A 16,556-nucleotide genomic window follows, 5' to 3' on the forward strand; every position below is an offset into this window, starting at 1 on the left:
TGATTGCTAACGTTTATTTCTTTTGGTTAACCATAATTTCATCGATTAAACCATAGTCTTTAGCCTGCTGAGCTGTCATGTAGTTATCGCGCTCAGTATCCTTTTGAATCTTTTCTAAAGGCTGGCCAGTAGTTTCATGTAAAATCCGGTTAATCTTTTCACGGCTCTTTAAAATCTCATTGGCTGCAATTTGAATATCAGTTTGCTGACCTTGAGCACCACCTAAAGGCTGGTGAATTAGAACCGTTGAATTAGGTAATGCAAAACGTTTACCTTTTGCACCACTAGTAAGTAAAATGGAAGCCATAGAGGCTGCCATACCAATAGCGATGGTTGAAACATCTGATTTAATAAAGTTCATGGTATCCATGATTGCTAAACCAGAAGTAATCACACCACCCGGTGAATTAATGTAAAGTGAAATGTCCTTGGTGTTGTCTTGAGCATCAAGAAATAGTAATTGTGCAATAATTGAATTTGCCATATCATCGTTAATTTCACCACTTAGCATGATGATTCTGTCTTTCAATAAACGTGAATATATATCATATGCGCGTTCGCCGCGTGCAGTTTGTTCAATAACTGTAGGTACAAGCATCTTTCTACCTCCTAAATATAATTAGCACTCTATCAAGTACAGTGCTAATTAAATCACTTACATTACGTGCTGTCAATGAAAGTGTATTAATTTTGTATTCTTTTTAATGAGGTTTTTATTATATAATTTAAAGGTAAACTTAAATATTGGAGGATATATTTTGAAGCTTTGTAAGAAAATAATAACCTATTTACTGACTATAGTTGCCGGACTATTGATCTATACCGGTTTGTCAACTACATCAGTTGCGGCAGATTCCAGTAGCACTCAGCCGCCAGTTCAAGATGATAATAATAAATCATCGAACAGCTCAACTGATGCAAGTTCTGATAATACTGATACCAATAAATCTGGTCAAACTGATCAAAATGGTACAGATGATCAGGATAATACTAAACCTAAGCCAAAACAGGTTGTTACTGGTTTTGCTATGATGACAAAAGTTGCCGGTAATAAAAACTATAAGGTTTGGAAAGAAGTTAAAGACGGCAAAGTTAATACTAAAGTAGCTGATGGCATTAATTTTCAGTACAGTCATATTCAGTCAGATCAACTGATCGAAACCAAGAAATATCGCTATTGGCGTATTTATGTCAATGGTCGTGAAGTAGGCTATGTAAATGAGAATTACTTTGACAGAAACAAAATCGCTGTTCCTAAGACTGTTACTTTGGTTCGCAATGAGTTTTATGACTTTTCAACAAAAGATGCAATTTCATATGTTACAAATAGTATGGGAACAGTAATTGACAATAGTCAGGTAATTGTTTCTAAAAATAGTATAAATTGTGGTACTCCTAAAACATATAAAGTGAAATATACATATGGAGACGCAACTGCCACAGTTAAAGTGACTGTTAGAAAGAGTACTAAAGAAGGAGTTGTTGATGCAGACACATTTAATTCCTTCCCTGCTCAACCGGGCACAAATGATTATCAAGCTTGGAAAACTCATTATGGTTCATCCTTAAATTATGTTAGTCCAACAGAGTATAGTCCTGAAGATAGCAAACATACCTTAACTAGTGGTGATTTAACTTTAAAGACGAAATTTTATCAGCCAGTTTTACTCAGTGTAGCAGATCCAACAGATGATAACATTAATCGTGTCGGTCATATTCCAGAAGGAGTAACCGTTTCTGATGGTTGGGCCTATACCAGTCTTTTGAGCCATACAGATGTAATGTCTGGTCACATTGTTGGTTATGATTTGAACAAATTAACTAATCCATATAATTCACAACACTTACTTGATATGACCCAAAAGAAGTTTAACAATTATGTTAAGCATATTAAAGTAAGTCCATATATTCCAATCGGTCATGGTCAAGCTATGGGCTCAAGTGACAAATACATTTATGTTTTAAACAACGACAATACGTTAAACGACACGAATAATTCTGAAGAATTAATTCAAATACGTAAAAGTGACTTGCAGATTAATAAAATCTGGACAATCAAAACGTGGATTGATGACGGCAAGACTAACCGCTATTTCCAAAATGGTGTGATGATTTCCGATTATGATATGTACACCGTTTATCATGATACTGAAAATAATTGTTATGAATACTGGGAATTTACTCGTACCGGTGATAACTGGTATCCAAAGTTAGTAGGAAAAACTGATGGCAACTTTGTTAATAACAACGCTCCAGTACAGGGGTTTACATATGATGCTAAAAACAAAAACTTTTATTTAGCCTTTAATGATTTAATCTTTAAGATTGGACGTAATGGTAAAATAAAGGATACCTATTCATTTGATACTGGTCGTGAAATTGAGGGACTATCAGTAAGTGATAATAAGTTATATGTTAATTTAGCTCAAAGAGCTGAGTTACTCGTAAGCACAAATATTAATTAGAACAAAAATTATTCAAAATAAGAGCTAACATGCTCTTATTTTTTTGCTTATTTACTAATAAATTTATATGTAATGCATGCTCCAAAAAGCAAGCGTATTTAACCCTAAGATACCTCAATAGAGAAGGTAACCCGAATAATTCCAGGCATAAATAAAAAAGAGCTTTAGCTCTTTTTTTCTTTTTTTTGGCATTCAGGACATATACCGTATATTTCAACGTGACTAGAGGATGTGACGAACCCAGTTTGCTTTTCGGCTTCTGTTCTCATGCGGTTTTCAATTGTATCAAATTCAGGATAATAGACGTCAGCAATTTTGCCACACTTTTTACAGATAATATGAAAGTGGGGTTTGACAAAGTAATCGTAGTGCAGAGAATCATCACCATTTTTTATTTCAATTACAATTCCTGCATCAACTAATTTGTTTAGAGTATTGTAAACCGTGGCACGATAAGTAGGTTCATCACCACTAATTGCTGAAAAAATTGTAGCCGCAGTAGGATGATTATGATGTGCCATTAAGTATTCTAATATTTTTAAACGGGGCTTAGTTGCTTTTAAGTGATGGTTACGCAATAAGTTTTCAGCATCATCATGAAAATTAGGCAAAGTTCTCATCTCCTTTATTATTTAGTTATAGTTTAGCATTTTTGGTAAAGAAAAAACCGCCTTAAGCAAGGCGATTTTATTTAATTATTATTTTTCTTCTTGATGTTTTCTGATAGTTGGCATAATCAAACCAAGTAACAGTAATACTACGGGGGTAGCGATATTTAGACATAATGTAAATGGATCAGATGAGTACATACCCATTAAACAGCATGCAGTAGTAACTGCCAATCCCCAAAGGCCAGCTATATATGCCAGCCATTGATGCTTGGTCATTTGGTAGTTGTCAAAACCCTTGTGGAACTTTTCATGTTGTTTTCGTAAAGCCAAATATGCAATAAAAACCCATAGATAACGCATTGGCATCACAATCGAATTGAGTTTGACTAATTGCGCCATTACTGCTTGTGCATCAGGCATAACGGCTTGAAGTGCTATAATTCCACCCGAAAGTATAACAATCATCCAAATACCATTAATGTAGGCACCATGCTTATTAACTTTTAAGAGCTTTTTAGGAATGAAGTCTTTAGCTTCTTTGCCTCCTAACAGCATTCTAAGAGGAGCATCAATACTTATAACCAATGCGGAAAATTGACCTATCACATTGCACCAGGCATAAATGTAGAGGAATAATCCACCAACTCCGTAATATTCACCTAATTTTTGAAAGGCAATGTAAGGACCGTTTGAAATGTATTCATTCAAATTGCCATTAACGGTCTTTGGATCAAACATTAATGCTAAAGCTATTGTGCCCAAAATAGCTGAAATCATCACCATTCCGGCTAAACCTAACATAGCTTTAGGGAAATTTCTTGATGGATTTTTCAGTTTATTAACATATGGCGAAATCTTCTCTGCTCCACCAATAGCAAATACTAAGATAGAAAGAGAAGTAAAATACTTAATGTTAAAATCTGGCACAAAGTTTTGCCAATTCCAGTTTACAGTATTGAAATTAGCGTGCGGATTAATCATTGGAGCCGCAAACATCATAATAATAAATAAAATTGACATGATGAACATTGAGGTACCAGCTATTGTCGACAAAGTTTTGATTACTGGAATTCCCCGGCTGGCTACCCAGCAAAAGAATAAAAAGACTACTAGTGTAGCTAATTGTGTCCAAGCTGTTGGCAGACTGTCATACCAGTTTGTATTTCCAAATATACCCCAGGCCATGCCTCTCAGGCCACCTGTACCTTTACTGGAAATGTAAACCACGTGAACAGCCCAAAAGGTCCAGCCAGCATAATAAGCCCATTTAGGTCCAATGGTAGCGTTAATCCAAGAGGCAACACCGCCTTCAGAATCCTTAAAAACAGACCCCAGCTCACCAACCATTAAGGCATAAGGAATAAAGAAAAGCAGGAAAATAACAATCCAGCTGAAAATTACCTTTGTACCATCAAAGTATATAAATCCGTTAACAACGTTGCCAAAGCTCCATACTATAGAAAAAGCCATAGTAGCAAGCGTTGTCCACATCATCTTTTTAGAATTGTTTGGTGTTTCACCCATGAAACTACTCCCTTATTTTAAGATAACAATTTTATTATTTTAGCTTAAATGGTTATAAAAATCTAATAAAAAGTAGTTTATTTTTATAACGGCGGTAATTATTGATTTATGCCCGGAAAAGTGCAAAACTGTTATTATATTATAAAAGAAGGGTTGTAAGCTTTAATGGAAAAAAAATTTAAAAACAAATTGCTAGTTGCTGGAACCATAGCAGCAGTTGGCTTATTTGTCGGGAGTAATAATTCATACATTTCTGCTAAAAGTTATCATAAGGCTGTTACTAAGATAGCTGGCAATGGCAACTATGCAGTTTATCATAGTGCATCAAAGAAGGGACCATCTGGGAAATTCACCTCTACGAAGTATTTCAAACACGCACAGATTCAGTCTAAGAAGTCTATTGCCACTAAGAAAGGCAAGTTTTGGAAAATAATTGTTGATGGTCGCACAGTTGGCTGGGTTAACCAAAACTTTTTTGCTAGAAATAAGATTTCAGTAGCTAACAAAGTTAGTTTAGTACAAAATAATCAATATTCATTTAATACTAAAGATGCGATTAATTATGTGACTGATAGTACTGGAACCGCTGTTGATGCAAATAAAGTTAATGTTTCTAAATCTAAGATTGACTCGGGTACGCCAGGAAAGACTACTGTAGATTACAGTTATGGCAAAGCCAAGGCTAGCGTAAATGTCACAGTTCGCTCTGACAAGAATGAAGGTATTGCAAGGGCAAATAAAACTCCTAAAAATGGTCCAAAGGAAGTTTCTACGTGGAAGGGAAGTTCTAAGTCTTCATCCAGAAATTGGAATGCAGCTCATCACTATACTCCTGAAACCAGATCTAATACTTTTAAAGCTAATGGTTTAACTTTGAAAACTAAGTTATTCCAACCTCGATTTGTGAGTCTTGACTACAATAAGGCGGGAGATAAAATGGGTCAGGTAGGTGTAATTCCTGAAGGAATTACTGTTCATGGCTCGAACTTCACTGTTGCAGTCTTTAACTCAAGCAAAGCACAAAACGGTCACTTAGTTTCTTATGACTTAAAACACATTAACAAGTTTAAGGCTCAAAACTTATTAACCCTAAACTGGTCAACTTTTAAGAAATATGCATCGCATATTAAAGTTAGTCCTTATATTAAACTAGGACATGGTCAGGCTATTGGTTCATCTTCTAAATATGTTTACGTAATTGCAAATAATAATACTTCAAGCAATTCAGATGCTTCTGAAGAAATCTTGCAAATACGTAAGTCAGATATGAAGATTAATCAAATTTGGACCTTTAGAATTTCTAATTACGGTAATCCAAGATATATTCATAATGCTACATTTGCCGGTGACAATACAATGTATTGCCTGTTCCATAATGGTGGCCACGGTTATTATGAATATTGGAAAGTTACCCGCAGTGGTGATACCTGGACTCCAGTTGAAGTTGGCGCTACGAAAGGCAACTTTGTAAGCAATCATTCGCCAGTTCAAGGATTCACTTATGATCAAAAGCACAGTCAATTCTATGTTGGCTTTAATGATTACATCTTCAAAGTTGATAAAGATGGTACATTTAAGAAGACCCATCATTTGAATGTTAGACGTGAAATTGAAGGGCTATCCTCATATGGCAATAAGCTTTATGTTGAGTTTGCTCAAAGGGGAGAATTAACAGCCGGTAACACGAATTAAAATTATTTACTGAGCAGCTTGATTATCAAGCTGCTTTTTTTGTCTATCATTTTTGAACTTGATATAAATGAAAAATACTATCAATTATGAGTTTAGTGCTAAAATTTATACTTCAACTTTTACTTTAAAATGTTTTAAAAGTAATTAAGACTTTCTATATTCGACCCCCATTGATTTCAAAAGAAGCCGGTTTCCTGTATTATGGTACGCAACAACATAAATAGAAGTTACTTTAAGGAGAATTTTTTGGTTAAAAGAGACTTTATTGATACTTGTAGCTTTTCAAAAGACGAAATGCAATATTTAGCTGAACTCGGTATAAAAATTGAAGCAACTATTAATCATGGATATTATCCATCGTTATTAAAAGGAAAAAGTCTGGGTATGATTTTTGATCAGGTATCTACAAGAACACGCTGTTCAGCTGAAACTGCAATGACTGAACTTGGCGGTCACGCATTGTATTTAGCACCTGGTCAAATTCAATTGGGAGAAAATGGTCATGAAGGCTTAGCTGATACGAGTCATGCCCTAGGTGATCTGGTTGATATCATTGGGGTTAGAACTGCCAGTCATGAGGATATTATTGAAATTGCTCAAAATTCGCCTGCACCCGTAGTTAATTTTATGAGTGATAATGATCATCCAACACAAGCCCTTGGAGATTTAATTACAATCAAGGAATTTTTGCCTCAAGGAAAGAAACTATCTGATGTTAAGCTGGTTTTTGTGGGGGATGCAACTCAGATTACAGTTTCAGCACTATTTTTATGTGCACAAATGGGGATGCACTTCGTTCAGTATGGTCCTAAAGAAAAACATCTGTCTATGGAAATATTAGATAAAGCCGCAAAAATTGCTCAAGAAAATGGTGGCACAATTACACTATCCGAAGACGAAAAAGTTTTAGAGGATGCTGATTTCGTTTATACAGATGTTTGGTATGGTCTATATGATCAAGAGCATAGCAAAGACGAATATATGAAACTTTTTTATCCTAAGTATCAGGTTAATGATGAGCTACTAGCTAAAACAAAAAATCCGTCCGTTAAATTTATGCACTGTTTGCCAGCAAACCGGGGTGAAGAAGTAACGGCTTCTGTGCTTGATGGCAAAAAATCTATTGTCTGGCAGCAAGCTGCAAACAAAAAAACAGCAATGAGAGCAGTATTTACGTATTTGCTTAAAGGTAATCTAAATAGTGAGAACCAAGAAACTATACAAAATTTATTAGCTTAAAACAGAAAGAGTATCTTTTGCTAAATTGCAAGAGATACTCTTTTCGTTTCAATGGGTCCCCTGAGAGTCGAACTCAGATTTTAAGAACCGGAATCTTACGTGCGATCCATTACACTAAGGACCCAGAATTGGCACAACAACAAGTATAACAGAAAAAAACTAAAAATTGAATTGTTTTTTCTTTGATAAACGAAAAAGACAGTAAGACATTTTAAAACAAAAGTTGGGTAAAATATTAAGACTTTCTAATTGCTTTGATTTCACTTGAATTATTTTTTGTGTGTTGCTATACTATAGTTGTCGATTGAGAAATGAGTAACTTGATTAGCGTCAGGTCACGTTTCTCATATATTTTTAGACAATCTGGGACACCTAATGACAATAAATGGGTCAATTTGGTCCCGGAAGAAGGAGAGATATTGATGTACTCGGAATTTCCCGTGCTTGAAGCTCTCGTTCCTGACATCTTAAAAGTTTTTCGACAAAGATATCTTGTTCTTGAGCAAATATCACTTAATGCACCAGTAGGACGCAGAAGTGTGGCTCAGTCACTAGGACTTTCTGAAAGAAATGTGCGAACAGAAACTGAGTATCTTCGTGATCATGGTTTGATTGAGATCAAAAGTTTTGGCATGTTTATGACAGAAAAGGGCAAAAAGATATTGCAGGAGGCTGCTCCTCTGATAGATCGTTTGTTTAACGCTCGCAAAACAGAAATTGATTTGGCGCGTAAACTTGGTATCGAACGGACAATTATTGTACCGGGTGATAGCGATTTACAGGACTTGGTTTATGAGAGAATGGGTGAAGAGCTTAATGCAGCTCTGGATCTTCTTTTGCCGTTAGGACATTCAATTATTACTGTTCTTGGCGGTGAAGCTCTTGCAAAATCGACTAGGAATTTGTCTAAAAGTTTAAGTAAAAATCGACAACTGGTATTTGTACCGGGTCGTGGAGCTTTGGGCGAAAATGTTGCTATTCAAAGTAATACTATCGTTCAAGAAATGGCTGCTGAAACAGGTGGTAAATATAAAACGTTATATTTACCAGAACAGATTTCATCAGCTGCATACAAATCTTTAATTCGTGAATCTACATTTACTGATGTCCTTGGAGATATTTCACAAACCGATGTTGTAATTCACGGAATTGGACTAGCTCACGACATGGCAAGACGCAGAGGATACGATTCAGTTCGTTTGTCCGAGTTGCGTGAAAAAAAAGTAGTCACCGAGTGTTTTGGGTGTTTTTTCGATGGCGAAGGAAAGATTGTTGACCGCGTGCATCAGGTTGGCTTGCAGTTTGAGAATCTAAATAAAATACCTCACATATTTGCATTTGCTTGTGGTGGCCGCAAGGCTAAAGCAATCAAGGCTTATATGCCCAATGCTCCTCATCAAACCTGGTTAATTACTGATGAAGGAGCCTCAGAGAAGATTTTAAAGGAGAAATAATTCTCATTTAAAATAAATTGATGTTTACAGTTCTTACATAGTTCTTAAGGAGGACTTTAGAATATGACAGTTAAAATTGGTATTAACGGCTTTGGCCGTATTGGTCGTTTGGCATTCCGTCGCATTATGGATTTGGGCGAAAAGTCAAAGGATATTGAAGTTGTTGCTATTAACGACTTGACTACTCCAGCACTTTTGGCACACTTGCTAAAATATGACTCAACTCATGGCACTTTCAACCACGAAGTTTCAGCTACTGAAGATTCAATCGTTGTAGATGGCAAGAAATACCGTGTATACGCAGAACCTCAAGCTCAAAACATTCCTTGGGTTAAGAATGATGGTGTTGACTTTGTTCTTGAATGTACTGGTTTCTACACAAGTAAGGCTAAGTCACAAGCTCACCTTGACGCAGGTGCCAAGAGAGTCTTAATTTCAGCTCCTGCTGGTAATGACTTAAAGACTATTGTTTACTCAGTAAACGATGACACTTTGGATGCAAACGACAAGATCGTTTCTGCTGGTTCATGTACTACTAACTCATTAGCACCAATGGTTGACGCTTTGCAAAAAGAATTTGGTATTAAAGTAGCTACTATGACTACTATCCACGCTTACACTTCAACCCAAATGCTTTTGGATGGTCCTGTTCGTGGTGGTAACATGCGTGCCGCTCGTGCTGCTGCAGTTAACATTATTCCTCACTCAACTGGTGCTGCTAAGGCCATTGGTCTTGTTGTTCCAGAATTGAACGGTAAAGTTAACGGCCACGCACAACGTGTTCCAGTTACTGATGGTTCATTAACTGAATTAGTTTCAATCCTTGACAAGAAAGTTACTGCTGACGAAGTTAACTCAGCATTGAAGAAGTACGAGAGTCCATCATTTGGTTACAACGATGATGAAATCGTTTCAAGTGATGTAGTTGGTATGACTGCTGGTTCAATCTTTGACCCAACTCAAACTATGGTAACTACTGCCGGTGACAATCAATTAGTTAAGACTGTTGCTTGGTACGACAATGAATACTCATTCACTTGCCAAATGGTTCGTACTTTGTTGAAATTTGCTACTCTTTAATCTGTAATATTTGATTACTGTTAGGTGGTAAAAGAGAAGGCGGAGGGAAATTCTTCCTTCCGCCTTTTTTTCAAAATTAAATAAATAAAGTTATCGGAGGATATAGATGGCTAAATTAATAGTTTCTGACCTTGATGTAAAAGGCAAAAAAGTTTTAGTCCGTGTTGATTTTAACGTACCAATTAAAGATGGTGTCATTGGAGATGACAACAGAATTGTTGCTGCACTTCCTACTATCAAATACATTATTGAAAATGGTGGTAAAGCAATTTTGCTTAGTCACTTGGGCCGTGTAAAGTCTGATGACGATAAGAAAGAATTGTCATTAAAACCAGTTGCAGAACGTTTAAGCGAACTTCTGAAGAAACCAGTAACTTTTGTTCCTGCTAATGAAGGCAAAGAAGTTGAAGATGCTATTGCCAACATGCAAGACGGAGATGTTACTGTTTTAGAAAATACTCGTTTCCAAGATATTGACAATGATTTTGGCAAACGTGAAAGCAAGAATGATCCTAAGTTAGGTGAATACTGGGCTTCATTAGGTGACATGTATGTTAACGATGCCTTTGGTACTGCTCACAGAAGTCACGCTTCTAACGTTGGTATTGCTGAAGCCATGAAGAAGGACGGCAAGCCAGTTGCTGCAGGTTTCTTAATGGAAAAAGAAATTAAGTTCTTGGGTGATGCTGTTGCTAACCCTGTACATCCATTCGTTACAATTTTAGGTGGTGCCAAGGTTTCAGACAAGATCGATGTTATTACTAACCTCATTCCAAAATCTGACCACATTTTAATTGGTGGTGGTATGGCTTACACATTCTTAGCAGCTCAAGGCCATGAAATTGGTAAATCTTTGTTTGAACCAGATAAAGTAGATCTTGCAAAAAAATTGTTGCAAGACGCTGATGGTAAAATTGTTTTGCCTGTTGACAATGTTGCAGCTACTGAGTTTTCTAATGATGCAGCTCGCAAAGTTGTAGAAGATGACATTCCTGAAAACATGATGGGTCTTGATATCGGTCCTAAGACTGTTGCCAAGTTCAAAGATGTTTTAAAGGATGCCAAGACAGTTGTTTGGAACGGACCAATGGGTGCCTTTGAAATGTCAAACTTTGCTGAAGGTACTCTAGAAGTTGGAAAGGCTCTTGCTGACTTAACTGATGCTACTACTATTATCGGTGGTGGTGATTCTACTGCTGCTGCTAAACAACTTGGTATTGCCCCTAAGATCACCCACATCTCAACTGGTGGTGGAGCTTCCTTGCAATACCTTGAAGGTAAGGAATTACCAGGAATTGCCTGCATTTCAGACAAGTAAACTTTAAGAAAGGACATTATTTACATGCGTACACCAATTATTGCTGGTAACTGGAAATTACATATGAATCCTAAGCAAACAACTGAGTTTGTTGCTGCCGTAAAGGATAAATTGCCAGAAGCAAGTAAAGTTGAAGCACTGATTTGTGCTCCTGCTGTTGATCTCGAAAGTTTAGCTCAAGCCGCAAAAGGTTCTGAATTACGTGTCGGTGCAGAAAATGCTTATTTTAAGGATGAGGGTGCCTTTACTGGTGAAACTTCACCTAAAGTTTTAAAAGAAATGGGTATGAATTACTGCATTATTGGTCACTCTGAACGCCGTGGCTACTTCCACGAGACAGACGAAGATATTAACAAGAAAGCTAAAGCTTTATTTGCTAATGACATTACCCCAATTATTTGCTGTGGTGAATCACTTGAAACACGTGAAGCTAACAAGCAAGAAGATTGGGTAGTTAGTCAAATAAAAGCTGCTCTTGCCGGTCTTTCAGCTGACCAAGTTTCTAACTTAGTTATTGCTTATGAACCTATCTGGGCAATAGGTACCGGTAAGACTGCCAGTTCTGATCAAGCTGAAGAAATGTGCAAAACTATTCGTGACACTGTTAAAGATTTATACAACGAAGAAACTGCTGAGAACGTTAGAATTCAATATGGTGGTTCAGTAAATCCTGGCAATGTTAAAGAATTAATGGCTAAACCAGACATTGATGGTGGTTTAGTTGGTGGTGCCTCACTTAAGCCTGATTCATTCTTAGAATTAGTAAACTATCAAGATTAGTTTTAAATGTAATTTATCAAAAAGTTTCTGCGATTCGCAGAAACTTTTTTGTTTAACCGAAAAATACAATTATTTTGTGCTTGATTTGTAATAAAATATAAAATACTATAATTTTATAAACAATTTATATATAAATAATAAAATGAGGCAGTGAAATGAAAAAGAAAGTTAATTTTAAACTAGCAGAAATATTGGTAGCACTCTTGGGAGTACTAATTTTAGGATTCTGTATTCAAGATAGTAACAATTTTGCTGGTTTTAGTAATACTGTAGACGCAAAACATGTTAAGGGAGATTTAGGAAAATTTACTGTACCTAAAAAAATGCGTGGCACATGGTATGGCAAATATTTTGACATTAATGGAATTAAAGCAAAGAAAATTAATAAGATAAAGATTACTGCCCACACGATTGCCGGGAGTCCATTGCATAAGCAAGAAGCTAATTTTAAAGGTACCAAAATACCTAAGGCGGCTCGGAACTGGTCGAGAACATATTATCCAGTAAAGTTTAAAAAAGATAAGGGTATAAAATACATATCCATGTATCCGTGGGTAAGTCCGGTTTTATCTGGTGAGAGTCTTGGCTTATATCATTACAAAGGACATAAGGTTTTAATTGATAGAACTACATCCTCATTTAGAATTACTAATGTTTATTGGAAAACGCGCAAGCTTGCTAAAAAATATGGAGGTCATAAGCCTAAAGAGCTAAAAAGATACGGAGAATGGTAATTCCATGCATTTTTCCTAAGTAATCGAGGTCACTATTCATAGTGGCTTTTTGTTTACTTTTAATGATACCGCTTGCAATAATGAAAATACCTGTCCATAATATGAGGTAAAAATTATAGTAAGGAGGCAATACTATGAAACTTCGTAAAACTGCCATTTGGACAGCAGCAGTAATTGCTTTAGCTGCAGCAGGTGGAATTATTAATAGCCAGACAAATCAAGCTCAGACTATTAAGGTGCAAAAATCAGTTAAGAAAATCAGTAATAAAACTAAGTATGGCTTTAAAAGAGATTTCAAATTTCCACAATCATGGCGGGGCAAGTGGTTTAGTAATACACATGGTCACTTGAGCAACATGATTATTAAGAAAAATGGTTTCAACACACCTTGGACTGGAGAATACGTTGAATTAGTTTCAGCCGGTAAAGTAAAAGGTACTGGTAAATACTTATGGCAAATGCCCCAGAGTTGGTTTACAAAACATAATAAAATATTTAAAAAATTGGGACGAGTAACCACAAAAAACTTAAAAAATAAAAAGTGGATAGTTTTTAGTCCGATTGATGAAAATAATATCAAAATAGGATATGCTTTCAGTTTACAAAATAAAAAAATTGACGGTAAAACCCAGAAAGTAATGTTTGAAGCAAATCCTAAGACTGGCGAAATCTATGATCAATTTTACCGTTCACCAAAATTAGCACAGAAATACCAAAATTATCATTTTAAGAATGAAACGTATGCTCCTGTTTTTAATCAATATCAAAAAAGTAAATATTTCAGAATAAAAACTGGTTTTTAAATGGAACCAGTTTTTGCTTTAAAAATGTATTTCTTAAATTGAATAGCAAGTTTATAATTATTACTATATAATAATTAATTTTAGGAGAAAATGAATGTCAAAAATAATTACTGCATTAACTGCCATAGCATCTCTTACTCTATCACTTAATGTACCAATTAAATCAAATCAGACGCAAACAGTGCAGGCAGTGCAAAATCAGAAGAACCAGTTTAGGCTGGGACAGCAATTTAAATTCCCAAAGACATGGCAAGGTAAGTGGTTTAGCAACAATAATCTTACACCAAGTCCCATGTTTATTCACAAGTCTGCTTTTAATACTCCTTGGGCAAATGATTATGTTAAAGTTGTGAAAACAGGTTTCATTAAAGGAACAAAAAAGTATCTCTGGCAAATGCCTAATTCATGGAAACAAAGTAATAAAAATGAACTTGCTAAATACCTGCGTGTTACAACTAGAAAAATAAATGGTAATGAATGGATCATTCTAAGCCCAGTCCAAGAGAACTCTTTTAAAAACGGTTTTGCTTTCACAATCAAAAATGAAAAATTAGCTGGTAAAAATCATAAAATTTTATTTCAAGGTAATCCACAAAATGGGTTGGTAATAAATCAATACTTTAAATCCAAAGCTTTAACTAATAAGTATAGTGCTCATGAATTTAAAAACATGAAGTATAGTAAAATTAATCCACGTTAAGATATTACGCTGTAGTCTCAACTCTCTGTGATTACAGTTTTTTTTATGAAAACTTAGGAGAAACTCGTGAAACTACTGTTAACAGGAGATAGCATTATTGCACGCAAAGAAGGCTTAAAAGAGCCTCGTATTAATGCAGAGATAAAAGAAAAAATACCAGGCACAAATTTAGTTAATACGGCAGTTTCTGGTATTAACTCAGGAGCATTTTACGCATTATTGCCAGATTTAGTGTTAAAAGTTGAGCGTTGTGACAAATTAATTCTACTCTTGGGAACTAATGACTTGGCCCTGCACAAAAATGTTCCGGTTACACAATTTAGTAAAAATATGTCTCTCATAATTTCCAGCGTAATTTGTTTATATTATCCACAAAATGTAATTTTGATTTCACCGCCTGCAGTTGATGAGACCAGACAAAAAAAGAGAAACAATCGTGAAATAGCTATTTATACTACAGAATTAATAAAACTAGCCGAAACTTATAATTTGAATTTTATTAATCTATTTCAAGCTATGATTAAACATAGTGACTTAAAAACTCTTTGTCAAGGACAATTGAATGATGGCTTGCATTTTGGAACAGAAGGATACAAGTTTTTGTCAGATTTATTGGTAAACGAACTAAAAAGGTAAAAAATACTCCTTTATTTTGTTTGCTATAGAGTTAACTCTAAGGTTTACAATCTTTTTGTAATCTTATAAAGGAGCAATAAAATGAAAGAAATCAAACTAAATAATGGTATTACAATGCCTATATTGGGCTTTGGAGTTTTTCAAATAACTGATTTGGGTATTGCTGAACGTGTGGTTGCGGATGCAATTAGAACTGGTTATCGTTTAATTGACACAGCTGCTTCTTATGGCAATGAAGAAGCGGTAGGAAAAGCTGTTAAAAATAGTGGAGTTAATCGACAAGATTTGTTTATTACTACAAAGTTGTGGGTATCTGATACTGGATATGAAGCGACCAAACGCGCAATTAAAACTTCATTAAAAAAATTACAGCTTAGTTATTTAGATCTTTATCTTATTCATCAACCATATGGTGATATTTATGGCTCTTGGCGAGCAATGGAAGAAGCTTATAAAGCGGGAACTATCAGAGCAATAGGTGTTTCTAATTTCACTTCTGACCGTGTACTTGATTTAAGTTTGTATAATGATGTTCTTCCTGCAGTAGATCAAATTGAAACCAACCCATGGATGCAAGAGACAAATGAAGTTTCTTTCTTAAAAAAACATCATATTCAGCCAGAAGCTTGGGCTCCATTTGCTGAAGGTAAACACCATGTTTTTACTAGCTCTTTGTTGTCAAAAATAGGTGCTAAATATCATAAAACTACCGGACAAGTCATTTTGCGCTGGTTAATTCAAAGAGGAATAGTAGTGATCCCAAAGTCAGTTCATCACGAACGAATTGTTGAAAACAGTAAAATCTTTGATTTCGAGTTAAGTCATGAAGAAATGGATCAAATCAGAACATTAGATAGAAATGAAAGTCAGTTTTTTGACCATCGTGACCCGGTTGCAGTTCAAAATATTCATGATTTAATTAGAAATGTAGATTGAAGGAAAATAACGTTGACAATTAAAGAAATAAGTCAGGAATTTGATTTAACAAAAGATACAATAAGATATTGGGAAAAGGAAAAGTTAATTCCTCCTGTTAAACGAGACGAGAACGGCTATCGTGTCTATGATCAGTATGAAGAGAATTGGATTTTCTATATTAAGGTTTTGCGTAAAGCGGGCATGTCAGTAAAGCAATTAAAGTATTTTGTAAACATATATCAGGTCGGTTCATCTTCTGATCAGCGAAAAAGTTTGTTAACTGATCAGCGAGACCAGCTGAAAAAACGAATGATAGATATTCAAAAAACAATTAATTATCTTAATTATAAAATCGATCATTTTGATGATCACTTGTTAACTTTTGAAAAAGAAAAATTGGCATATGAAAGCGCAGTTGAAATTTAATTCAACCCAAAAGTCCTCTTAAAATTAGGTTTTAGGAGGGCTTTTTATATTTTACTGATAGAAAAGGTTTGTAAGGACAGCTTGTATGACCAAATTTCTTTTGTTAATATTATTAATAAATTATAAATTAATTAAATAAGCTGTAAAAAACTATTTATTATCTTAATGATAGTTTA

At 35.1% G+C, this 16,556-nt stretch carries 16 protein-coding genes; 13 read left to right on the plus strand and 3 right to left on the minus strand.

Annotation, left to right across the window (positions count from 1 at the left end; translation table 11 throughout):
- Positions 1 to 13: 13 nt before the first annotated feature.
- On the minus strand, positions 14 to 598 hold the full coding sequence (gene clpP, locus LACWKB10_RS00890; RefSeq protein ID WP_034977497.1) for an ATP-dependent Clp endopeptidase proteolytic subunit ClpP: 585 nt from the start codon (positions 596 to 598) through the stop codon (positions 14 to 16).
- A gap of 160 nt (positions 599 to 758) precedes the next feature.
- Here clpP and LACWKB10_RS00895 point away from each other — a divergent pair, with 160 nt between their 5' ends.
- Positions 759 to 2,465, plus strand: a complete 1,707-nt coding sequence (locus LACWKB10_RS00895; protein ID WP_034977500.1) for an SH3-like domain-containing protein — start codon at positions 759 to 761, stop codon at positions 2,463 to 2,465.
- A 164-nt stretch (positions 2,466 to 2,629) separates the two neighbouring features.
- Here the strand turns inward: LACWKB10_RS00895 and LACWKB10_RS00900 are convergent, their stop codons facing one another.
- Entirely contained in the window at positions 2,630 to 3,076 is a 447-nt protein-coding gene (locus LACWKB10_RS00900) for a Fur family transcriptional regulator (RefSeq protein WP_034977503.1), read from the minus strand.
- 87 nt (positions 3,077 to 3,163) lie between these two features.
- On the minus strand, positions 3,164 to 4,600 hold the full coding sequence (locus LACWKB10_RS00905; RefSeq protein ID WP_034977506.1) for an APC family permease: 1,437 nt from the start codon (positions 4,598 to 4,600) through the stop codon (positions 3,164 to 3,166).
- 165 nt (positions 4,601 to 4,765) lie between these two features.
- Here LACWKB10_RS00905 and LACWKB10_RS00910 point away from each other — a divergent pair, with 165 nt between their 5' ends.
- The 12 genes from LACWKB10_RS00910 to LACWKB10_RS00965 all read left to right on the plus strand — a co-directional run bounded on the left by LACWKB10_RS00910 (position 4,766) and on the right by LACWKB10_RS00965 (position 16,380).
- Positions 4,766 to 6,292: a GW dipeptide domain-containing protein gene (locus LACWKB10_RS00910; RefSeq protein ID WP_034977509.1), complete on the plus strand. Its 1,527-nt coding sequence runs from the start codon at positions 4,766 to 4,768 to the stop codon at positions 6,290 to 6,292.
- Positions 6,293 to 6,538: 246 nt separating this feature from the next.
- On the plus strand, positions 6,539 to 7,531 hold the full coding sequence (gene argF / locus LACWKB10_RS00915; RefSeq protein ID WP_052060229.1) for an ornithine carbamoyltransferase: 993 nt from the start codon (positions 6,539 to 6,541) through the stop codon (positions 7,529 to 7,531).
- Positions 7,532 to 7,953: 422 nt separating this feature from the next.
- Complete coding sequence (locus tag LACWKB10_RS00920) at positions 7,954 to 8,985, plus strand: sugar-binding domain-containing protein (protein WP_034977511.1); 1,032 nt, start codon at positions 7,954 to 7,956, stop codon at positions 8,983 to 8,985.
- A 63-nt stretch (positions 8,986 to 9,048) separates the two neighbouring features.
- The gene (gene gap / locus LACWKB10_RS00925) at positions 9,049 to 10,065 is read left to right on the plus strand and encodes a type I glyceraldehyde-3-phosphate dehydrogenase (RefSeq protein ID WP_034977515.1); all 1,017 of its coding nucleotides are present in this window, start codon (positions 9,049 to 9,051) and stop codon (positions 10,063 to 10,065) included.
- Between the two features lie 106 nt (positions 10,066 to 10,171).
- The gene (gene pgk, locus LACWKB10_RS00930) at positions 10,172 to 11,383 is read left to right on the plus strand and encodes a phosphoglycerate kinase (RefSeq protein ID WP_034977517.1); all 1,212 of its coding nucleotides are present in this window, start codon (positions 10,172 to 10,174) and stop codon (positions 11,381 to 11,383) included.
- 24 nt (positions 11,384 to 11,407) lie between these two features.
- Positions 11,408 to 12,163, plus strand: coding sequence for a triose-phosphate isomerase (tpiA, locus tag LACWKB10_RS00935; RefSeq protein WP_034977519.1), 756 nt, complete (start codon positions 11,408 to 11,410; stop codon positions 12,161 to 12,163).
- 155 nt (positions 12,164 to 12,318) lie between these two features.
- Positions 12,319 to 12,897 (plus strand): hypothetical protein, encoded by a 579-nt coding sequence (locus tag LACWKB10_RS00940; protein WP_034977520.1) that lies wholly within the window; start codon positions 12,319 to 12,321, stop codon positions 12,895 to 12,897.
- Between the two features lie 134 nt (positions 12,898 to 13,031).
- Positions 13,032 to 13,700 carry a hypothetical protein gene (locus tag LACWKB10_RS00945; protein ID WP_034977522.1) on the plus strand — a complete coding sequence of 223 codons (669 nt, stop codon included), beginning with the start codon at positions 13,032 to 13,034 and terminating at the stop codon, positions 13,698 to 13,700.
- Between the two features lie 94 nt (positions 13,701 to 13,794).
- Positions 13,795 to 14,400 carry a hypothetical protein gene (locus LACWKB10_RS00950; RefSeq protein ID WP_034977525.1) on the plus strand — a complete coding sequence of 202 codons (606 nt, stop codon included), beginning with the start codon at positions 13,795 to 13,797 and terminating at the stop codon, positions 14,398 to 14,400.
- Between the two features lie 66 nt (positions 14,401 to 14,466).
- Positions 14,467 to 15,036 carry a GDSL-type esterase/lipase family protein gene (locus tag LACWKB10_RS00955; protein WP_034977527.1) on the plus strand — a complete coding sequence of 190 codons (570 nt, stop codon included), beginning with the start codon at positions 14,467 to 14,469 and terminating at the stop codon, positions 15,034 to 15,036.
- 81 nt (positions 15,037 to 15,117) lie between these two features.
- Positions 15,118 to 15,972 (plus strand): aldo/keto reductase, encoded by an 855-nt coding sequence (locus LACWKB10_RS00960; protein ID WP_034977528.1) that lies wholly within the window; start codon positions 15,118 to 15,120, stop codon positions 15,970 to 15,972.
- A gap of 12 nt (positions 15,973 to 15,984) precedes the next feature.
- Positions 15,985 to 16,380, plus strand: a complete 396-nt coding sequence (locus tag LACWKB10_RS00965) for a MerR family transcriptional regulator (protein ID WP_034977531.1) — start codon at positions 15,985 to 15,987, stop codon at positions 16,378 to 16,380.
- Positions 16,381 to 16,556: the final 176 nt, after the last annotated feature.

The organism is Lactobacillus sp. wkB10 (genome assembly GCF_000760615.1).
GTDB lineage: Bacteria > Bacillota > Bacilli > Lactobacillales > Lactobacillaceae > Lactobacillus > Lactobacillus huangpiensis.

What these genes read in the sequence shown, in the direction of transcription:
- LACWKB10_RS00945 (WP_034977522.1), top strand. Translation starts at nt 13,032, where the DNA reads ATGAAACTTCGTAAAACTGCCATTTGGACAGCAGCAGTAATTGCTTTA.
- pgk (WP_034977517.1), top strand. Translation starts at nt 10,172, where the DNA reads ATGGCTAAATTAATAGTTTCTGACCTTGATGTAAAAGGCAAAAAAGTT.
- LACWKB10_RS00920 (WP_034977511.1), top strand. Translation starts at nt 7,954, where the DNA reads ATGTACTCGGAATTTCCCGTGCTTGAAGCTCTCGTTCCTGACATCTTA.
- tpiA (WP_034977519.1), top strand. Translation starts at nt 11,408, where the DNA reads ATGCGTACACCAATTATTGCTGGTAACTGGAAATTACATATGAATCCT.
- LACWKB10_RS00960 (WP_034977528.1), top strand. Translation starts at nt 15,118, where the DNA reads ATGAAAGAAATCAAACTAAATAATGGTATTACAATGCCTATATTGGGC.
- clpP (WP_034977497.1), bottom strand. Translation starts at nt 598, where the DNA reads ATGCTTGTACCTACAGTTATTGAACAAACTGCACGCGGCGAACGCGCA.
- LACWKB10_RS00910 (WP_034977509.1), top strand. Translation starts at nt 4,766, where the DNA reads ATGGAAAAAAAATTTAAAAACAAATTGCTAGTTGCTGGAACCATAGCA.
- LACWKB10_RS00905 (WP_034977506.1), bottom strand. Translation starts at nt 4,600, where the DNA reads ATGGGTGAAACACCAAACAATTCTAAAAAGATGATGTGGACAACGCTT.
- LACWKB10_RS00950 (WP_034977525.1), top strand. Translation starts at nt 13,795, where the DNA reads ATGTCAAAAATAATTACTGCATTAACTGCCATAGCATCTCTTACTCTA.
- LACWKB10_RS00940 (WP_034977520.1), top strand. Translation starts at nt 12,319, where the DNA reads ATGAAAAAGAAAGTTAATTTTAAACTAGCAGAAATATTGGTAGCACTC.
- gap (WP_034977515.1), top strand. Translation starts at nt 9,049, where the DNA reads ATGACAGTTAAAATTGGTATTAACGGCTTTGGCCGTATTGGTCGTTTG.